General features: G+C 71.8%; 16 protein-coding genes. 2 read left to right on the top strand and 14 right to left on the bottom strand.

What is annotated here, in order from left to right; all coding sequences use genetic code 11:
* Window positions 1–15: 15 nt before the first annotated feature.
* Window positions 16–1,221, top strand: coding sequence for a beta-ketoacyl-[acyl-carrier-protein] synthase family protein (locus N8A90_RS06955; protein WP_262073940.1), 1,206 nt, complete (start codon window positions 16–18; stop codon window positions 1,219–1,221).
* Between the two features lie 18 nt (window positions 1,222–1,239).
* Here the strand turns inward: N8A90_RS06955 and N8A90_RS06950 are convergent, their stop codons facing one another.
* The 13 genes from N8A90_RS06950 to N8A90_RS06890 form a co-directional block, all read right to left on the bottom strand.
* Entirely contained in the window at window positions 1,240–2,748 is a 1,509-nt protein-coding gene (locus N8A90_RS06950) for a carotenoid oxygenase family protein (protein ID WP_262073939.1), read from the bottom strand.
* Between the two features lie 13 nt (window positions 2,749–2,761).
* Window positions 2,762–3,184 carry a DUF2141 domain-containing protein gene (locus N8A90_RS06945; protein ID WP_262073938.1) on the bottom strand — a complete coding sequence of 141 codons (423 nt, stop codon included), beginning with the start codon at window positions 3,182–3,184 and terminating at the stop codon, window positions 2,762–2,764.
* Window positions 3,185–3,309: 125 nt separating this feature from the next.
* The gene (chrA, locus tag N8A90_RS06940) at window positions 3,310–4,644 is read right to left on the bottom strand and encodes a chromate efflux transporter (RefSeq protein WP_262073937.1); all 1,335 of its coding nucleotides are present in this window, start codon (window positions 4,642–4,644) and stop codon (window positions 3,310–3,312) included.
* 35 nt (window positions 4,645–4,679) lie between these two features.
* Window positions 4,680–5,411, bottom strand: coding sequence for a 3-oxoacyl-ACP reductase FabG (fabG, locus tag N8A90_RS06935; RefSeq protein WP_262074000.1), 732 nt, complete (start codon window positions 5,409–5,411; stop codon window positions 4,680–4,682).
* A gap of 5 nt (window positions 5,412–5,416) precedes the next feature.
* Complete coding sequence (locus N8A90_RS06930) at window positions 5,417–5,890, bottom strand: hydroxymyristoyl-ACP dehydratase (protein WP_262073936.1); 474 nt, start codon at window positions 5,888–5,890, stop codon at window positions 5,417–5,419.
* Window positions 5,887–6,636 (bottom strand): class I SAM-dependent methyltransferase, encoded by a 750-nt coding sequence (locus N8A90_RS06925; RefSeq protein WP_262073935.1) that lies wholly within the window; start codon window positions 6,634–6,636, stop codon window positions 5,887–5,889. Before N8A90_RS06925 ends, N8A90_RS06930 begins: the two co-directional genes overlap by 4 nt.
* The gene (locus tag N8A90_RS06920) at window positions 6,633–7,463 is read right to left on the bottom strand and encodes a polysaccharide deacetylase family protein (RefSeq protein ID WP_262073934.1); all 831 of its coding nucleotides are present in this window, start codon (window positions 7,461–7,463) and stop codon (window positions 6,633–6,635) included. Before N8A90_RS06920 ends, N8A90_RS06925 begins: the two co-directional genes overlap by 4 nt.
* Window positions 7,464–7,479: 16 nt before the next feature.
* The gene (locus N8A90_RS06915) at window positions 7,480–9,852 is read right to left on the bottom strand and encodes an MMPL family transporter (protein WP_262073933.1); all 2,373 of its coding nucleotides are present in this window, start codon (window positions 9,850–9,852) and stop codon (window positions 7,480–7,482) included.
* A 58-nt stretch (window positions 9,853–9,910) separates the two neighbouring features.
* Window positions 9,911–10,495 carry an outer membrane lipoprotein carrier protein LolA gene (locus tag N8A90_RS06910; protein WP_262073932.1) on the bottom strand — a complete coding sequence of 195 codons (585 nt, stop codon included), beginning with the start codon at window positions 10,493–10,495 and terminating at the stop codon, window positions 9,911–9,913.
* Window positions 10,479–11,465: an acyl-CoA synthetase gene (locus N8A90_RS06905; protein ID WP_262073931.1), complete on the bottom strand. Its 987-nt coding sequence runs from the start codon at window positions 11,463–11,465 to the stop codon at window positions 10,479–10,481. Before N8A90_RS06905 ends, N8A90_RS06910 begins: the two co-directional genes overlap by 17 nt.
* Window positions 11,465–13,162 (bottom strand): AMP-binding protein, encoded by a 1,698-nt coding sequence (locus N8A90_RS06900; protein WP_262073930.1) that lies wholly within the window; start codon window positions 13,160–13,162, stop codon window positions 11,465–11,467. Before N8A90_RS06900 ends, N8A90_RS06905 begins: the two co-directional genes overlap by 1 nt.
* Window positions 13,163–13,184: 22 nt before the next feature.
* Window positions 13,185–13,826 (bottom strand): hypothetical protein, encoded by a 642-nt coding sequence (locus N8A90_RS06895; protein WP_262073929.1) that lies wholly within the window; start codon window positions 13,824–13,826, stop codon window positions 13,185–13,187.
* A 71-nt stretch (window positions 13,827–13,897) separates the two neighbouring features.
* Complete coding sequence (locus N8A90_RS06890; protein ID WP_262073928.1) at window positions 13,898–14,209, bottom strand: phosphopantetheine-binding protein; 312 nt, start codon at window positions 14,207–14,209, stop codon at window positions 13,898–13,900.
* A 102-nt stretch (window positions 14,210–14,311) separates the two neighbouring features.
* Between N8A90_RS06890 and N8A90_RS06885 the strand changes: the two genes are divergently transcribed.
* Window positions 14,312–15,826, top strand: a complete 1,515-nt coding sequence (locus N8A90_RS06885; protein ID WP_262073927.1) for a helicase HerA-like C-terminal domain-containing protein — start codon at window positions 14,312–14,314, stop codon at window positions 15,824–15,826.
* Between the two features lie 22 nt (window positions 15,827–15,848).
* Here the strand turns inward: N8A90_RS06885 and N8A90_RS06880 are convergent, their stop codons facing one another.
* Complete coding sequence (locus tag N8A90_RS06880; protein WP_262073926.1) at window positions 15,849–17,357, bottom strand: sensor histidine kinase; 1,509 nt, start codon at window positions 17,355–17,357, stop codon at window positions 15,849–15,851.
* Window positions 17,358–17,395: the final 38 nt, after the last annotated feature.

The raw sequence follows: 17,395 nt of genomic DNA, 5'->3' as shown, positions 1-17,395 counted from the left end.
GGGTCGTTTTCCACGATGAGCGCTGTCGTTGTCACGGGGCTGGGCGTCGTCGCACCGCACGGCGACGACCCGCACGCCCTCTTCGCCGCGCTGATGCGGGGCGAATCCGCGATCCGGCCGGTCTTTCCCGAACTGCCTAAGCCCGCGGCAGCCGCCACGGTCGACTTCGACGCGGCCCGCTGGTTCACCAAGCTGCAGCTCGCCGGCGTCGACCGGGTCAGCCAGCTGGCCGTCGCCGCGGCCGACCTGGCCTGGCGCGACGCCGCGCTGGCCACCGACGCGGTCGCGCCGGAACGCCTCGGTGTCTACGCCGGCTGTGGCATGGGCGGCGCCGCCGCGCTGGAGGCCGCCTACCGCAGCAGCAACGGCCGCGTGCCGCCACTCACCATCCCGGCCTTCATGCCGAACGCGCCGGCCTCGCACGTGGCGATGCGCCAGCGCGCGCGGGGCCCGGTGCTGACCTACTCCGTGGCCTGTGCCTCCTCATCGCTGGCCATCGCCGAGGCGGCCAAGGCGGTGCGGCACGGCGAGGTCGACGTGGCCATCGCCGGCGGGAGCGAATCGCTGATCGTCCCGGGCGTGGTGCTGGCCTGGCAGGCCATGCAGACGCTGGCCCACTTCCAGCCCGGCGAGGCGGCCACCGCGGTGCGCCCCTTCGCCGCCGACCGCAGCGGCTTCGCGCTGGGCGAAGGCGCCGCCTTCCTGATCCTGGAATCCGAAGCGCATGCCCGCCGCCGCGGGGCCACGCCGCATGCCACGCTGGCCGGCTGGGGCAGCAGCTGCGACGCCACCCACCTGACCAAGCCCGACGCCGAGGGCCAGGCCCGCGCCTTGCGCGCCGCCCTGCGACAGGCCGGCCTGTCGCCGCGCGACGTCGGCTACTGCAATGCGCACGGCACGGCCACGCGCATCGGCGACGCGGTCGAACGCGACGCACTGGCCGCCGTCTGGGGCGATGCGCTCGACGACCTGCGCGTGAGTTCGACCAAGGCGCTGCACGGCCACCTGCTGGGTGGCGCCGGTGCGCTGGAGGCCGTGATCACGGTGATGGCGCTGCGCGAGCAGCAGCTGCCGCCGAACGCGCACTGCGGCGAGCGCGACCCCGCGTGCGCGCTGAACCTGGTGCGCGACACGGGTGTGCAGGCCTCGCAGCTGCGCGCCGCCATCAGCAGCTCCTTCGCCTTCGGCGGCACGAACTCGGTCCTGCTGTTCACCCGCTGAGACTGGCCAGGGCCGGCCCTAAGCCGCCACGAACGTCCCGTGCAGTCCCAGCGGAAGTGCGTACGGCAAGGTCGCCTGCGCCACCGGACCGTCGGCCAGCGCGTCAGCGGCGAAGCACGACAGCACCGTCCTGCCCTGCGCATAGTCGAGGGCGGTCCCGAGCACCCAGCCCGGTCGCTCGCCATCCGGCACGAACACATGCTCCTCGACCAGCGCCTGCGGCCCGTAGCGGAAGTGTTGCGACGCGCCCGATTCGACGTCGGTGCGTGCGACCGCGCTCCACAGCGGCCGGCCGTCGATCGGCTCGGCGGCATGGATCACCTGGCGGTGCCGCAGGCCGACCCGGCGCGGATCGATGCGCGGGAATTCGGCCTGCGTGGGCCATTCGATCTGCGTCGCCCGGCCCGTTCCGAGGTCCAGGCGGGCCACCGTCAGCTTGGCGTGCGCGCCGCGCACGTACCGCCCCCGCATGAAGTCGCGGGTGCCGGTGAAGAGGCTCGATGCATCGGGCGCACGGACGTAGTCGACATGGATCACCGCCCCGCTGGCGGTCTGCTCCTCCCAGGCGTTGCCGAGATGGAACAGGAAACCGGCCGGCAGCGCGAGCATCTGCTGGCGCGTCCAGTCCTTCTTGTCGATCACCAGCGCCCGCATGCCGAGCTCGGGCCGCCACACGTGGGCATCGAGAAAGCTCGCGCCCGCCTGTTTGCGCGCGGCGTCGTACACCAGAGGCGGCATCAGGAACACGAGGTGCCGGTCGGTCACCGCGAAGTCGTGAATCATCGGCAGGTCGCTCACGGACCGCGCGTCGGCGCGGCGCAGCGCGCCATCGGGCGCGATCTCGTAGAGCACCAGCAAACCGTTGCTCGCACTGACGCCGAAGTTCCAGACCGTTCCGTCGGGGTCGACCTTCGGGTGGGCGGAGAACGGTACGCCGGCCAGATCGGCCCGCCAGGTCTTCAGCCCCCGCGTCGCCAGCGTCCGTGGGTCCAGCCGTGTGGCCGACCCGCCCTCCCACAGCGCGAGCAGATCGCCACCGATCGGCAGCATGCTGATGTTGGCGACGTTCATGTCGTCGGGCGAACTCAGCGGCTCGCTGCCCGCGAACGCCGTGCCGAAGCCCTCGATCAGGCGGTGGCCGGCGCGCGTTTCGCGCGTGCGCTTGGCGGTCGCGACATAGCGGCCCTGGTGACGAACCTCGCGGCCCTCGATCACGAAGCGGTGCGCCATGCCGTCGCCATCGAACCAGTGGTGATAGCGCTGGCCGCCGATGTCGTGGCCGGCGGGGCCGACGCGGTAGAGCGTGCCGGCAACCGCGTCGGGAAAGCGGCCACGCACCGTGGCGGGCGTCAGCGGCAGATCGCCGGCCACGGTCGCGAAGCCCGACTTCCAGGGCGCGGTCGACGCCTCGAAGTCGGCCTGCCAGCTGTCGGGGGCGTCGGAGGCATCAGCCCGGGCGGCCAGTGGCAAAAAGAAAGGCGCGCTGCCGGCCGCTGCCAGCCGGCGAAGAAGTTCACGGCGGTCCATGGTGCGCGTCTCCTCAGTGGAGACGAAGGGCGATGCTGCTGTCGGCGGCCTCGAGTGGCACCGCAGCCGCGTCGAAGGTGGGCGGGCCCATACGGCCCCGGGCATCGTTCGAGAAGCCGTAGCGTTCGATCGGCACGCCGACCAGGTTCGCGTCGAGCTTGCCGTTGCCGTTCTCGTCGGCGAAGGACTTGAGCACATAGCGTCCGGGTGGCAAGCCGACGAACACCAGCTGCGCCTTGCCGTCGCGCATCGGCAGGGTCTGCGCGGCCAGCGCCTTGTCCGCCGTCAGCGCGTCGGCCGAGTCGAACAGCGCCACATAGAGCGTCGCCGGAACCGCCGGCCCGTCGCTCACGGCGACACGGAGATCGGCCGCGCTCGCGGCCAGGGGAATGGCAAGGACCGCGGCGAAGGCGGACAGGGTTCGGAAGGGATGCATGTCGGGACTCCGTCAAAAGTGGAGCCCCGACGATCGCGTGTCGTGCGCGCCATCGCCAGCGCAATGCGACGAAACGCGCCGGGCGGTCGCGAAACGTCCGAGGGAGGGCGTTTCAGTGAACAGCCCTAGCGCAGGGCCGGCAGCACCCAGGTCCAAGCCAGCCCGGCGGCGGCACACGCGCCGAGCAATGGCAGCACGCCGACCTTGAAGCGGAACAGCGCCACGGCGGCGGCGAGCGCGATCACGGCCGATGCCGCGTCGAAGCGCCCGCCGAAGCCCTGCGGCCACAGCACGTGGTACGCGAAGAACAGCGCTAGGTTGAGGATGACTCCCACCACGGCCGCGGTGACGGCCGACAGCGGTGCGGTGAAGCCCAGCCTGCCGTGTGTCGCCTCGATCGCCGGCCCGCCGGCGAGGATGAAGACGAAGGACGGCAGGAAGGTGAAGAAGGTGACGACCGAGGCCGCCAGCGCGGCGCCGGCGAACACCGCGTCGGGGCCGAGCACCTGCTCGAGCCAGCCGCCGACGAAGCCGACGTAGGCCACCACCATGATGAGCGGCCCCGGCGTGGTTTCGCCCAGCGCCAGCCCATCGATCATCTGGGCGCCGGACAGCCAGTGATGCTGCTCGACGGCGCCCTGGTAGACGTAGGGCAGCACCGCGTAGGCGCCGCCAAAGGTCAGCAGCGCCGCCTTGGTGAAGAACCACCCCATCTGCGTCAGCGTGCCCTGCAGACCTTGCGTCGCGATCAACGTCGCCATGGCCAGCGCCCACAGCCCCAGCCCGACGCCGAGCACCTTCGTCAACCGCCCGCGCGAGAAGCGCGCATGCGGCGGCGTCGGCGTGTCGTCGTCGATCAGCGCCGGCCCGTGGTGCGATGCCGCGTGGCCCGGCGCACCGCCGAGCGCGAACACGGCCGGCGCACGCCGCGCGCCGACGTGCCCGACCAGCGCCGCGGCCACCACGATGGCGGGGAACGGCGTGTCGAAGGCGAAGATCGCGATGAAGGACGCCGCCGCGATGGCCCACATCCAGCGGTTGCGCAGCGCCCGCGTGCCGATGCGGTGCGCCGCGTGCAGCACGATGGCCGTGACGGCCGGCTTGATGCCATAGAAGATGCCCGCCACCACCGGCACATGCCCGAAGCGCAGGTAGATCCACGACAGGCCGATCAGGATGAACAGCGAAGGCAGCACGAACAACGTGCCCGCGACGATGCCGCCCCGGGTCCGGTGCAGCAGCCAGCCGATGTAGGTCGCCAGCTGCTGCGCTTCGGGGCCCGGCAGCAGCATGCAGTAGTTGAGCGCGTGCAGAAAGCGCTTCTCGCTGATCCAGCGCCGGCGCTCGACCAGCTCGGTGTGCATGATCGCGATCTGCCCGGCCGGCCCGCCGAAGCTCACGAAGCCCAGCTTGAGCCAGAAGCGGAAGGCCTCCCAGAAGCCCACGGCGACCGGGGCCACGCCAGGCGCCGGGTCACCGAGTGGCGCGCCGGCCACTACACCATCCCGCCGTTGATCGAGATCACCTGCCCCGTGATGTAGGCCGCGTCGGCGCTCGCCAGGAAGCCGGCCAGCGCGGCCACTTCGTCGGGCGTGCCGGCACGCTTGACCGGCACCATCTGCTGGATGATCGCCGGGTCGAACACCGCATCGGCCATCGGCGACGCGATGATGCCCGGCGCGATGGCGTTCACGGTCACGCCGCGCGCCGCCACTTCGAGCGACAGCGCCTTGGTCGCGCTGTTGAGCGCGCCCTTGGCCGCGGCGTAGTTCACCTGCCCGCGGTTGCCGGTGAGCGAGGCCACCGACGAGATGTTCAGGATGCGGCCCCAGCGGGTGCGCAGCATCGGCAGCAGCAGCGGCTGCGTGACGCGGAAGAAGCCGTTGAGCGACACGTCGATCACCCTGTGCCACTGCTCGGGCCGCATGCCCGGCAGCACCGCGTCGTCGTGCACGCCGGCGTTGTTCACCAGGATCTGCACCGGCCCGCCGGTGAGGATCGCCGCGCAGCCGGCGGCGGTGGCCTCGTCGCTGCGCAGGTCGAAGACGTGGCATTCGGCGGTGCCACCGGCCGCGGTGATGGTGGCGGCGAGTTCCTCGACCGCCTGCGGGCGCGAGCTGGCATGCAGCAGCACGGTGGCACCGTCGCGCGCCAGACGCTGCGCGATGGCCGCGCCGAGGGCGCCGCTGGCGCCGGTGATGAGGGCGCGTTTTCCGGACAGGGACATGGCGTTCATTTCGTCGAGGTGGGGGTGGCGGGAGGCAGCGGGGTGTTGAGCACGACGACCGCGCGGCCTTCGGCCAGCGCGCGGCCGCCGTCGTCCTTCACGGCGAATTCGTAGAGCACCTGGCTGGTGTCGCCCGAGAGGCGCCTCGCGTGCACCTGCAGCGCGCCCGGCACATCGTCGAAGCGGTCGACCGCGAAGCGCACGTTGCGCGCGCTGGCCAGGAAGCCGGCCGAGGGCTCGGCGTCCGGCGGCGCGAGCAGGCCGCCGTGCAGCGCCATCGCCTGCGCGGCGTATTCGACGAGGTTGGGCGCCATCAGCCCGCTCGCGGTGCGCAGCGGGTTGTCGGGCAGCGCATGGCTGGCGGTGCTGCAGTGGATCGCTTCGGCGTCCCACGCCTCCAGCCGGTCGAGCAGGCACATGCTGCCGCTGTGGGGGATGCGGCGGGCGATGCCGGCACGGTCGAGGGTCTGAGGTGTCATGGATGGGCAGGTTCGAGGTCGGCGACCAGCAGCACGTTGGCAAAGGGCGTGCCCTGGCTCATGGGAATGCTGTGCACCGCAAAGCCCAGGCGCTGCAGCAGCGCCGTCCATTCGGCCAGCGTGCGGCCCCAGGTCGGCGACACGCGGTGGCCGCGGATGCGCGTCACGGTGCGGTCGACCCATTGGCTGATGACGAAGCCGCGCGTGCTGGCTGCATCGCCGACGCGCAGCAGCAGCCGTCCGCCGGGTGCGAGCGCCTCGCGCACGCGTCGCAGCACGCCTTCCTGCGCGTCCAGGTCGACGTAGTGCAGCACGTCGAGGATCACGACCAGGTCGCAGGCCGGCAGTGGCGCGCTGCACATGTCGGCGCACAGGATGCGCGGCGCGGGCTCGAGGTGGCCGATGGCGGCCTGCGCGCGGGCGACGTCCTTGGGCATCAGCTCGATGCCGGTGTAGTCGATGCGTGCGGGCGTCGCAGGCCAGCCGGCCGGCCAGTGGCCCTGCGCCTGCATCGACGCGGCGACCGACAGCAGGCTGGCCGTGAGGCTCTGGCCGCTGCCGATGTCGAGCACGCGGGCGTGATGCGCGGCGACGAGCCGGCGCTCCAGCATGCCGCGGAAGGCCGGGTCGCGCCCCAGCTTGCCGCGGGCGAAGTGCCAGCCGAAGCGGCCGGACTGGCGGTACGGCGCCGTCGCCTCTTCGTGCAGGCGGCGCCAGGCCGCGTCGGTCGACAACATGCGGCTCATCCGTCCTTCAGCGCTTCGGGCAGGGTCACGGCGCGCAGCCGGTCGGCCTTCAGACGCGCCAGCAACGGCGGCAGCACCTCCAGCACGACCGGCCGGCCATCCGCGGTGCGGGCGGCGTTGCCGTCGTGCAGCAGCAGGATGTCGCCGGCCGCCAGCCCGCGCACCAGGCGCCCCAGCACCTTGGCCGGGTCGCGTTCGCGCGTGTCGAAACCGCGCCGCGTCCAGCTCACCAGCGACAGGCCCAGGCGCTGCAGCACCGGCGCGAGAAAGGGATTGCGCAGGCCGGCCGGTGCGCGAAAGCAGCTCGGGCGTTCGCCGGTCGCCTGCGCGAGCAGCGCCTGCGCACGCGAGATTTCGGCGGCGTAGCCGCGCGGTCCGAGGAAGGAGAAGTCGTGCCGATGGCGCGCCGTGTGGTTCTGGATGCTGTGGCCGCGCGCGACGATCTCGCGGGCCAGCCCGGGATGCGCCGCGACCCGGTCGGCGATGCAGAAGAAGGTGGCGCGCTGGCCGTAGGCCTCGAGCACGTCGAGCACCTGGGGCGTGACGACCGGGTCGGGCCCGTCGTCGATGGTGAGTGCGACTTCGCGCCGCGCCACGGCCGCCGCGGGCAGCCGCGTGACGTTCGGCCCCAGCAGCCGGCTGCGCGGCGTGAGCCCGGCGCCGGTGATGAGCGCATGGTTGAGCACCACCGCGCCGATCGCCCAGGGCAGCGCGCCGGGCACCCACACGGCGGCCGCCAGCGCGCCGACGTGCAGCAGCGCGCTCGCCGGGAAGATCAGCGGCATCGAGGCAACAGGGCGAATCGGGGGCACGGTGGCGGACGACATGGCGCGCCTTTGTACCTCAGCGCACGCGCCGCTTGGCGAAAGCCGCCGACAGCAGCAAGGCCAACAGCGCGCCAGGCGCCACCACGCGGCCGATGGCCGAGAGCGCGGGGATGTCGGAGATCGCGATCAGCCCGAAGGACACGACCGTCGTCAGGTTGGCCAGCATCAGCGAGGCCAGCGTGTCCTCGTCGGCGCGGCCGGTCTCCTGCAGCTGGTCGAAGAAGAGCGCGTAGTTGGAGCCGACCGCCACGATCAGCAGCAGCCCGACCAGGTGCAGGATGCCCAGCGGCACCTGCAGCGCCGCCATGCCGCCCAGCGTGAGCACCACCGCCAGCAACAGCGGCTGGCACACGGCGACCAGCCGGCGCAGCGAGCGCAGGTACAGGCCCAGCAACACGACCACCGCCAGCGCACCGAGCAACACCTGCACGAAGGCCTCGTGCAGGTAGCGGTCGTAGAGGCTGCCCAGCTCGGCGCCGATATCGACCACCTGCACCTCGGGCAAGGGCGCCAGGGCGGCGACCAGCTGGGCCTTGTCGAAGCGGTCGGTCGTGTGCAGCGCGATCAGCGACGCCCAGCCGCCGCCGGGGCGCTCGAACATCAGCGCGCGCACCACCGGCGCCATCGGGCCCTTGGCGAGTTCGTCGCGCGTGATGGGCGGCAGGCCGCGCGCCGCGTCCACCGAGGCGACGAAGGGGTCGAGCCGCTCGGCTGCAAGCGGCATCCCCTGGGTCGCCTCGGCCACGCGCGTGCGCAGCGTGGCGGCGTCGGGCAGGCTGGCGATGCGGGCCTGCTGGGCGGCGATGCTCGGCAGCATGCGGGTGACGGTCTCGTAGCCGCTGAGCTGGCCCTGGTCGACCAGCGCGTCGAGCCGCTGGCCGGCGGCCTCGGTGAGGCGCAGCGCGGCCTGCTCGTCGGCCGCCTGGACGACGACCAGCGTGCCGCCGTCGCTGGCGCCGATGTCCTCGCGCAGCGAGGCATCGAGTGCCTGGGACGCCTTGGAGATCGGGCTCATCGACGACAGGCTGGCGCGCCACAGCGCCCCGCCCTGCCAGGCCATCAGCGCCACCGCCACCACGCCCGCCACGACGAAGCCGACGCGCAGCCGCGGCATGGCTTGCACGATGCCGCTCGCCACGCGCGCCATGTGGCGGCGCATGCCGATGCCGGTGGCGCCGTCGGGCGCCAGCATCGGCAGGCCGTGGCGCGTCACCAGGGCGGCGGCCACCAGGCCGGCGATGGAGAACACGCCGAGCTGCGCCAGCCCCGGGAAGCCCGAGAACAGCAGCGCCGCGAAGCCGCAGACCGAAGTCAGCAGGCCCAGGCGCACCGTCGGCCAGTTCAGCTCGCGCCAGCGCTGCCAGCCGGTGCCGGGCACCGCGGCGCCTCGGGCCTGGATCAGGTAGTAGATGGCGTAGTCGACCGTCTCGCCGATCAGCGTGCTGCCGAAACCCATCGTGAGGCCGTGCACCGACCCGAACACCAGCGCGACCGCGGCCGTGCCCGCGACCACGCCGGTCAGCACCGGCAGCAGCGCCACGACCAGCGCCTTGGGCGACGCGAAGGCCGCCAGCAGCAGGCAGCCCATCACGATCGCTCCGACGGTCGCCAGGTGCACCGCCTCGCCCTTGATCTTGTCGCGGCTCTGCACCGAGAACACCGGCGCGCCGCTCAGCAGCAGCTTCGGCACGTCGGCACCCAGGCCCTGCGTCGCCTTCGTGTATTCCGTCTCGATGCGGGCGATGGCAGCGGCCTGTGCGTCGAGGTCGCTGCCCGAGGCGGCGGTGGTGGCCAGCAGCATCGCGCGCGGCGCGGTACGCGACACCCACACGCCCTCTTCCGTGCGCGGCGATGTCGCGGGGATCAGCCCTTCGGCGATGCGTTGCGTCTCGCCGGTCGGGTCGCGCTCGAACAGCGGGCGGACCAGGTTGCCGGCCGGCGTCCCGAGCATCGACATCGTGTCGGTGATGGCATCGCGCAGGCCGTCGACGGAAAAGCGCTGCGGCGTCACGTCGGGCGACAGCTGGTAGCGCCGGTCGAAGACGAAGGTGCCGGCCTCCTGCCAGTCGCTGTGGTCGCCGTTCTGCACCTGCTCGTAGAGCCCGCTGGCGCGCATCGCCTTGCCGAGCGCGCGCGACACGTCGGCGCGCTGCGCCGCGTCCTTGCCGCCTTCGAGGCCGACCATCAGCGTGCGCGAGGCGACGCCGCTCTGCAGCTGCTCGATCAGCACGCGCTGGCGTGCGTCGGGGCTGGCCGGCAGAAAGGCCGACAGGTCGGCGCTGAAGTGGGTGCGCGAGATGACCGCGACCCCGGCCAGCACCGCGGCCAGCCACAGCAGGAGCACCAGCGTGCGGCGGCCCCGGCTCGGCCCGGCGTGCACAGAAGTCATACGAAGACCTCCGCCCTGCGGGCTGCGGTGCGAGCGCCTTCGGGCGGCCGGGCGGCGCTCATCGCTTCGGCGAGATCGTCATGACCGAGCGGTCGCCACCGCGGAACTCCATCTCCACGCCCAGCACCTCGCCGGCCTTGCCGCTCAGGCGAAGCATGGCGACCTGCGAGGCCAGGCGCGCATCGACGGGCGCCAGGTCGAGGGTCCACTCGCTGGCGCTGCCGCCGACGGTGCTGGTGAAGTAGCGCTGCAGCACCTGCGTGTTGCCGGCGAGCGTGGCGCGCATCGCTTCGACCAGGCCCTGCAGCTCGGGCATGCTGTCGAGCGTCATGCTGCGGCTGCGGCCGCTGCGCGACAGCGTGAGGTTGTTGCCGTCGACCGCCATCGTCTCGGGCCGGGGCGACAGGGTGCGCCGCACCAGGCGGTCGGGCGCGGTGAAGCTCAGGGTGCCGCTGGCGGCCAGCGGGCCGTCGAAGCCGCGCACGTAGCGCTGCTCGGTGAAGTTGGCCTCGCCCTGCTGCTGTCTGGCCAGCAGGCCCATCAGCTCGTTCAGGTCGAGCGCCCAGGCCGGCGCAGCGGCGCACAGCAGCGCCGCCAGGGCCCAGCGCACCTGCCGCAGCGCCCTCTCAATGCGTGTCTTCAAGCCAGAAATCATGGAAGTTGAACCAGTTGTAGGGATGCTCGCGGCACAGCGCCTCCAGGCGCGCCACGTAGGCTTCGACCGCCGCACGGATGCGTTGTTCCCGCTGCGCGGGGTCGGCGAGCCTCTCGCTGAAATCGACCAGTGGCTCGAAGCGGACATCGTAGCGGGCGCCGCCCGCGTAGAGCGCGGCCATGAAGAACACCTTGCGGCGCAGCAGCGCGGCCAGGCGGAACGGGCCGTCGCTGAACACCGCGGGCTGGCCCAGGAAGGGCAGCGTCAGGTTGCTGCTGCGCTGGCCCATGTCTTCGGTGCCGGGCAGCGTGCGGTCGGCCAGCATGCCGCCCAGGCCGCCGCCGTCGAGCCAGTCGCGCAGCGCGAGCATCGAATGCGGGCGCCCCAGCGCGATGATGTGCGGGCGCAGTTCGGGCAGCGCGATGGTCTCGAGGATGCTCGAGATGCGCTGCGCGTTGTCGGTGAACATCAGCATCGCCAGCCGCAGCGCACCGTGGTCGCTGCTGTGCTGGCGGCAGGCGCCCATCGCCTCGAAGCTGCCGACATGCGCGCCCAGCAGGAAGGCGCCGCGGCCCGACATCACCTCGGCCTCGACCGGCTCCTGGCCGCTGATGCGCACGTCGAACAGCTCCATGCGGCCGCGCAGGAAGTACACGCGGTCGAGCACGGTCGAGGCGAAGGCATGCAGCAGCCGGTAGCCGTCGGCCCAGCCGGCCCGCGGGCCGATGGCGCGGAACAGGTAGCGCTTGATGTGGCGCCGCGGCGTGGGGGCGAAGAGCAGGAAATACAGGCAGATCGGGTGCAGGATCAGCCGCGTGAGTCGTCGGCCGCAGGTCAGCGCCAGCCAGCAGATGAAGCGCAGCGCCACCATGTTGCTGCGCTCGGGCTGGTGTGCCCACGCCGCAGCGTCCGGCGTCTTGTCGCCAGGGGCAGCGGGGCCCGCCTCGCGTACCGCCATCAGCGCGCGTCCGACGGCGTCCAGCGCCCGCTGGCCGCCACCACGTCGCCGCAGCGCACCTCGAAGCGCACGCCGCGCGCGGCGCCCGTCTCGGGGTGCAGCGCGATGTCGATGCGGGCACCGGGCCGCACCGGCGACAGGAACTTGACCGCCGCCAGCGTGGGGTGCGCACCGAGCCGGGCCGCCATGGCGGGCACGCGCTGCATCACCTCCATCACCTCCGACACCAGCAGCGCGCCCGGCACCAGCGGCTGGCCGGGGAAATGGCCCGCGAAGACGGGATGGTCTTCGGGCACCTCGTGCGTCACCTGCACCGGCGTGTCGTCGGCGGCAAGCTGCGACAGCGCGAATTCGCGCAGCGCCCGCACGGTCAGCTTGCCGGTGCCCTCGCGCGGCAGCGAAGGCACGTGCACCACCCGGCGCGGCACGAAGACCGATTCGAGCCGCGTGCGCAAGGCCGCCACCACCTCGCCCGCACCGAGCGTCGGCGCCACCACGAAGGCGACCGGCCGCACCACGCCGTCGCTGACGTCGTCGGGCAGCCAGAAGGCGCCGTCGTCCACGCCGGGAATGCTGTTGAGGTGGTAGTTGAGGTGGCCCAGCGAGCTGCGCTTGCCGGCCACGTGGATCAGGTCGTTGGCGCGGCCGAACAGGCGAAAGCGCCGGTCGTCGAGCAGCTCCAGCACGTCGGCCATCGGCGTGGGCTGGGGGATGAAGTCGCCAGCGAAGACGAACTGCTCGGTGCCGTCGGCGCCTGGCTGCGCCGTGACGCGGATCTCGCCGAAGGTTTCCCACACCTCGCTCTGCGTGGGCCGGCGCGTCGCGACCTGGCCGGACTCGGTGCTGCCGTAGATCTCGATGAGCATGCCGCCGGTGGCCTGCTCGGCCTGCGCAGCGAGCTGTGGCGACAGCGGCGCGGTGGCCGACAGGATCAGGTCGACCGGCGGGATCTCGATGCCGGCCAGCAGCAACGTCTTGAGGTGGAAGGGCGTGGTGACCAGCGCACGCGGGCGCGGCACCGCAGCCAGGGCCGCGACGATGTCGGCCGGGAAGAAGGGCCGGCCGCTGTCGAAAGCCGCGCCGCCCACCAACGCCAGCAAGGCGGTGGATTCGAGCCCGTAGCTGTGCTGCACCGGCACCGTGCCGACCAGCGTCAGCCCTTCGAGCGAGGGCCGGCCGAGCAGCTGCGCGAGCCGGGCGACGGCGGCGGCGGCGTCGCCCACCAGCGTGTGCCAGGTCTTGGCATGCGGCTGCGGCACGCCGGTCGAGCCGGAGGTGAGCAGGCTCACCGCGTGCAGGCGGCCGTCGATGGCCGGGACGTCGTTCGGCGCATCGGTTGCGCGGGCACCGAGCTCGACAATCACGCGGTCGAGCCCGGGCGTTTGGAGCGAGGGCTCGTCGGTCACGGCCGTGAGTTTTCCGTGCTCGGCCGTCAGCCGCGCCATCGTCTCGGGCCGCGCGTCGGGCGGCAGCAGGCTGGCCTGGCCGCGCAGCAGCGCCGCACCGAGCGCCACCACGAAGGCGTAGCGGTCGTTGCAGAGGTTCAGCACCGGGCCGGCGGCCGGCATGCGCTCGGCCTGGCGCGACACGTCGGCCAGGAAGGTGCGCCCCGACACCGGCACGCCGGCGCGCCAGGCGAGCGGCGCGTCGAGGTCGCGCGTCGCCAGCAAGGGATGGGAAGGGACATCGTTCGACATGCGCAACTCCGTTGTCATCGCGTCAGCGCTTGGCGCTCGGTTCGGCCGACGTGGCGCCGTAGAAAGCCCGCACCGCATCGATCATGCGGGTGCGTTCGAACTCGGGGTGCAGGCGGTAGCGCACCAGGTGCTCGCCCACGAACAGCACGACCACCGTCGCCGGGCTGAGCACGTTGGCGAGCAGCGACCACGCCGAGAACGGCAGCCAGAGGTAGACGGGAATCGAGACGAGGGCCGTGAGCATGAAGTAGATCGTCCAGACCCAGGTCACCTGCCGGGTGTATTCCGGCATGCCTTTCCCGAGCGGATGGACACGCTGGGCGAACTGGCCGATGAGCGACAGCCGCCCGCTGCGCAGGCTGCCGCCGAACCAGCAGGCCAGCACGCCGTTGATGCCCACGTGCTGGAGCACGTACAGACGATTGGGGTCGCCCGTCCCACCGCGCCACAGCACGACGAAGACCAGCAGCCCCGCCAGCGTGGCACCGACCAGGCCCCATCCGCCGAAGCGCGAGCCGCCCAGGCCGAGCGCCGTGAGCCACAGCGGACCGAGCAGCACCGCCATCGCCCAGGGGGCGTGCGGATGGAACAGCATCAGCCAGTGAGACAAGCCCGCATACGCCGCCCCTGCCAGCAGCAGGAGCGCCAGGCGCCACCGCGACATGGCTCAGGCCCGCGCCGTTCGGCGACCCGCGTCGGCGGGCCGTCGATATGCATGCGTGCCGTGGGAGGCCATCAAGCTGTCGTACGGTTCGCCGCCACGTGGGTGGCCAGCGTGCGCAGCGATTGGAAGATCTGCTGGTTGCGCTCGTCGTCCGAACGCAGCTGGAAACCATAGCGGCGCGACACTTCGAGTGCCACTTCCAGAATGTCGATGGAGTCGAGGCCGAGTCCCTCGCCGTACAGCGGCGCGTTCGGATCGACGTCGGCGGGGGCCACCTCGAGATTCAGCGATTCGACCAGCAAGGTGGCGAGTTCGAGTTCGAGCGGCGTCTGTTCAGCGCCGGCGCCATCGGCGGAAGTGGGGGTGGGGGTGGTCGACGACAAAGGGACTCCTGGACTTTTTCACGGAACGAACGCCTGTGGCCGCGAATTATAGGAGGGGGTCTTGGATAGACTGCCCGCTTTCGACACGTTTCCGGAGCCCCCATGGCCGACCCTCTTCTCATCGCCCGCCACGACGCGACCGAGTGCTTCCTGCTGCCGAACCTGACCAACCGGCACGGCCTCATCACCGGCGCCACCGGCACCGGCAAGACGGTCACGCTGCAGACGCTGGCCGAACAGCTCTCGGGCATCGGCGTCCCGGTGTTCATGGCCGACGTGAAGGGCGACCTGACCGGCATCAGCCAGGCCGGCCATATCGGCGACAAGCTGGCCGCCACCCTGAAGGAACGCGGCATCGAGGCACCCGCCCCCCTCGCCTGCCCCGTCACGCTGTGGGACGTGTTCGGCGAGCAGGGCCACCCGGTGCGCGCCACCGTCTCCGACATGGGCCCGCTGCTGCTGGGCCGCATGCTCGACCTGAACGAAACGCAGGCCGGCGTGCTGAACCTGGTCTTCAAGATCGCCGACGACAGCGGGATGCTGCTGCTCGACCTGAAGGACCTGCGCGCCATGCTGCAGTACGTCGGCGAGAACGCGAGCCAGTTCACCACCGAGTACGGCAACATCAGCGCCGCCAGCGTGGGCGCCATCCAGCGCGGCCTGCTGCAGATCGAGGGCCAGGGCGGCGACAAGTTCTTCGGCGAGCCGATGCTGAACATCCAGGACTTCATGCAGACGGTGTCTGGCAAGGGGGTCATCAACATCCTCACCGCCGACAAGCTGATGAATTCGCCGCGGCTGTACGCGACCTTCCTGCTGTGGATGCTGTCGGAGCTGTTCGAGCAGCTGCCCGAGATCGGCGACCCCGATCAGCCCAAGCTGGTCTTCTTCTTCGACGAGGCCCACCTGCTGTTCAACGAGGCGCCCAAGGCGCTGGTCGAGCGCATCGAACTGGTGGTGCGGCTGGTGCGCTCCAAGGGCGTGGGCGTGTTCTTCGTCACGCAGAACCCGCTGGACATTCCCGATTCGGTGCTGGCACAGCTGGGCAACCGGGTGCAGCACGCGCTGCGCGCCTTCACCCCGCGCGACCAGAAGGCCGTCAAGGCGACCGCCACCACCATGCGGCAGAAGCCGGGGCTGGACATCGAAGCCGCCATCACCGAGCTGGCCGTGGGCGAGGCACTGGTGAGCTTCCTCGACGCCAAGGGCCGGCCCAGCGTGACCGAGCGCGTGTTCGTCGTGCCGCCAGGCAGCCAGCTCGGCCCGATCACGCCGGCGCAACGCCAGCAGCTCATCGCCAATTCGCTGGTGGCCGGCGTCTACGAGAAGACGGTCGACCGCGAATCGGCCTACGAGAAGCTCAAGGGCCGCGCCGAGAGCGCCCCCGATGCACCCGCCACGACGGCCGGCAAGGCCGGCACCGCCCAGCCCGGTGCCCCCGCCGAGGGCAGCTTCCTGAACGACCTGCTGTTCGGCTCGACCGGCCCGCGCGGCGGCAAGCGCGACGGCCTGGTGCAGACCATGGCGAAGTCGGCGGTGCGCACCGTGGGCACCAACGTCGGCAGGGAGATCCTGCGCGGCGTGCTGGGCGGGATCTTCGGCGCCAAGAAGCGCTGACCGCGCCCCGCGGCGCGGCCGCTCAACCGGACGCCGCCGAGAGCTGAACGCGCCTGGAGGGCTCCGCCTCCACGTCGCGCAAGGTGAGCGACACGCGGGTGCCCCGCCCTTCGACGGAATCGATCGAGACACGCGCGCGCAGTGCGTCGGCCAGCCGCGCCACCAGGGCCAGGCCGATGCCCAGGCCGTCGGGCGCGAGCTGGCTGCCGCCGTCCGCCCGAAAGAACTCCTGGAACACCTTCTCGATCTGGGCGGCGGGAATGCCGATGCCCTGGTCCCAGACCTCGACCCGCACGCGGTCGCCGGCGGGGCGCACGGCCAGGAGCACCTTGCCCCCTGGCCGGGTGTACTTGATCGCGTTCGACACGACGTTGCCGATCATGCGCTTGAGCCTGACTTCATCGGTCTGCAGGACGGCGTCTCGCACCCGGACCCGGAGCGTCAGCCCCCTGGCCTGGGCGAGGGGTTCGTACTCCTCCTGCAGCGCGCGGATGACCGACGCAACCGAGACCGGCGCCACCGTCAGCCGGACCTGCCCCGCATCGAAGGCGGACAGGTCGAAGAGCGAATCGAAGAGCCGGTTGACGACCTGGGCGGCGCGGCCGATCTTCGGCGCGAGTTCGTCGTAGCTGTCGGGCTCCGCCTCCAGAAACTCCGCGTACAGGCCCATCGCGATCACCGGCTGGCGCATGTCGTGCGTGGCGGCGGCCAGGAACTTGTTCTTGGCGACCACGGCGGCGAGCGCTTCCTCGGACTTGCAGGCGAGGTCGTACTGCGCCCCGTACAGCGCGGACTGGATGCGCCGCACATCGGTCGACAGACGCCGGAGGAACCAGAACTGGGCGATGCACAGGGGAATGAAGCCCATCGCGCCGAAACGATCGTCCGTCCGCGTGATGGCGGCGTAGGCGAAGTAGCAGAGGACGCACAGGAAGAAGGTCGAGAGGAAAGCCATCCACAGCGTGGGCAGGAGCGCCAATCGATAGGCGGCGCCGTAGACCAGTGCAGCCAGCACGGCCCAGCAGGCGAACTCCCGGATGCCCTCGCTGCGCTGCGCGAACAGGAACACGGACGCCCCCCAGACAAGCCCCATGACGGCGTAGTAAGGGAGCAGCCGCCGCAGGAAGGCCTCGCGCGCCAGCGGCCCGCCATGGTCGACCACGTCCAGAAAATGCCGGGCCAGCGGGCGCCGGACGGCGGTACCGGCGAACACCAGGCCGAGCCACAGCAGCACGGCCTCCGCACGGGCGTAGGGCCAGCTCATGGCAGCCATGGTCGACGCCAGCAGAAAGCCCAGCACGTGGCGCCGCAACGCATCGCTCATGTACTGCCTGGCCAGGCCCGCATCGATCGCTTCCGCGCGCGCCTCCTGCGCAAACCGTGCGGCCGCCGCGGACCGCTGCGCACCGTCGCTCTCCCGCGGTTCGATCGAGAACGAGGCGCGAACGGGTGCGCCGGATACGTCCGGCCGTGCGCGTGCCGGGCGAGGCAGCGCTGGCGAGGGCAGATCGCCCAGGAGAGAGTCAGGCACGGCAAAGCGAATGAATGGAGTCCATCCATCCTAGGTCG

The organism is Variovorax sp. N23, assembly GCF_025486315.1.
Taxonomy (GTDB): Bacteria; Pseudomonadota; Gammaproteobacteria; order Burkholderiales; family Burkholderiaceae_C; genus Variovorax.
This window is presented reverse-complemented; position numbering and strand designations above follow the sequence as displayed.

Excerpts from the sequence above, each read along its gene's own strand:
- N8A90_RS06955 (WP_262073940.1), top strand. The coding sequence starts at position 16 with ATGAGCGCTGTCGTTGTCACGGGGCTGGGCGTCGTCGCACCGCACGGC.
- N8A90_RS06950 (WP_262073939.1), bottom strand. The coding sequence starts at position 2,748 with ATGGACCGCCGTGAACTTCTTCGCCGGCTGGCAGCGGCCGGCAGCGCG.
- N8A90_RS06945 (WP_262073938.1), bottom strand. The coding sequence starts at position 3,184 with ATGCATCCCTTCCGAACCCTGTCCGCCTTCGCCGCGGTCCTTGCCATT.
- fabG (WP_262074000.1), bottom strand. The coding sequence starts at position 5,411 with ATGTCCCTGTCCGGAAAACGCGCCCTCATCACCGGCGCCAGCGGCGCC.
- N8A90_RS06930 (WP_262073936.1), bottom strand. The coding sequence starts at position 5,890 with ATGACACCTCAGACCCTCGACCGTGCCGGCATCGCCCGCCGCATCCCC.
- N8A90_RS06925 (WP_262073935.1), bottom strand. The coding sequence starts at position 6,636 with ATGAGCCGCATGTTGTCGACCGACGCGGCCTGGCGCCGCCTGCACGAA.
- N8A90_RS06920 (WP_262073934.1), bottom strand. The coding sequence starts at position 7,463 with ATGTCGTCCGCCACCGTGCCCCCGATTCGCCCTGTTGCCTCGATGCCG.
- N8A90_RS06915 (WP_262073933.1), bottom strand. The coding sequence starts at position 9,852 with ATGACTTCTGTGCACGCCGGGCCGAGCCGGGGCCGCCGCACGCTGGTG.
- N8A90_RS06905 (WP_262073931.1), bottom strand. The coding sequence starts at position 11,465 with ATGGCGGTACGCGAGGCGGGCCCCGCTGCCCCTGGCGACAAGACGCCG.
- N8A90_RS06900 (WP_262073930.1), bottom strand. The coding sequence starts at position 13,162 with ATGTCGAACGATGTCCCTTCCCATCCCTTGCTGGCGACGCGCGACCTC.
- N8A90_RS06895 (WP_262073929.1), bottom strand. The coding sequence starts at position 13,826 with ATGTCGCGGTGGCGCCTGGCGCTCCTGCTGCTGGCAGGGGCGGCGTAT.
- N8A90_RS06885 (WP_262073927.1), top strand. The coding sequence starts at position 14,312 with ATGGCCGACCCTCTTCTCATCGCCCGCCACGACGCGACCGAGTGCTTC.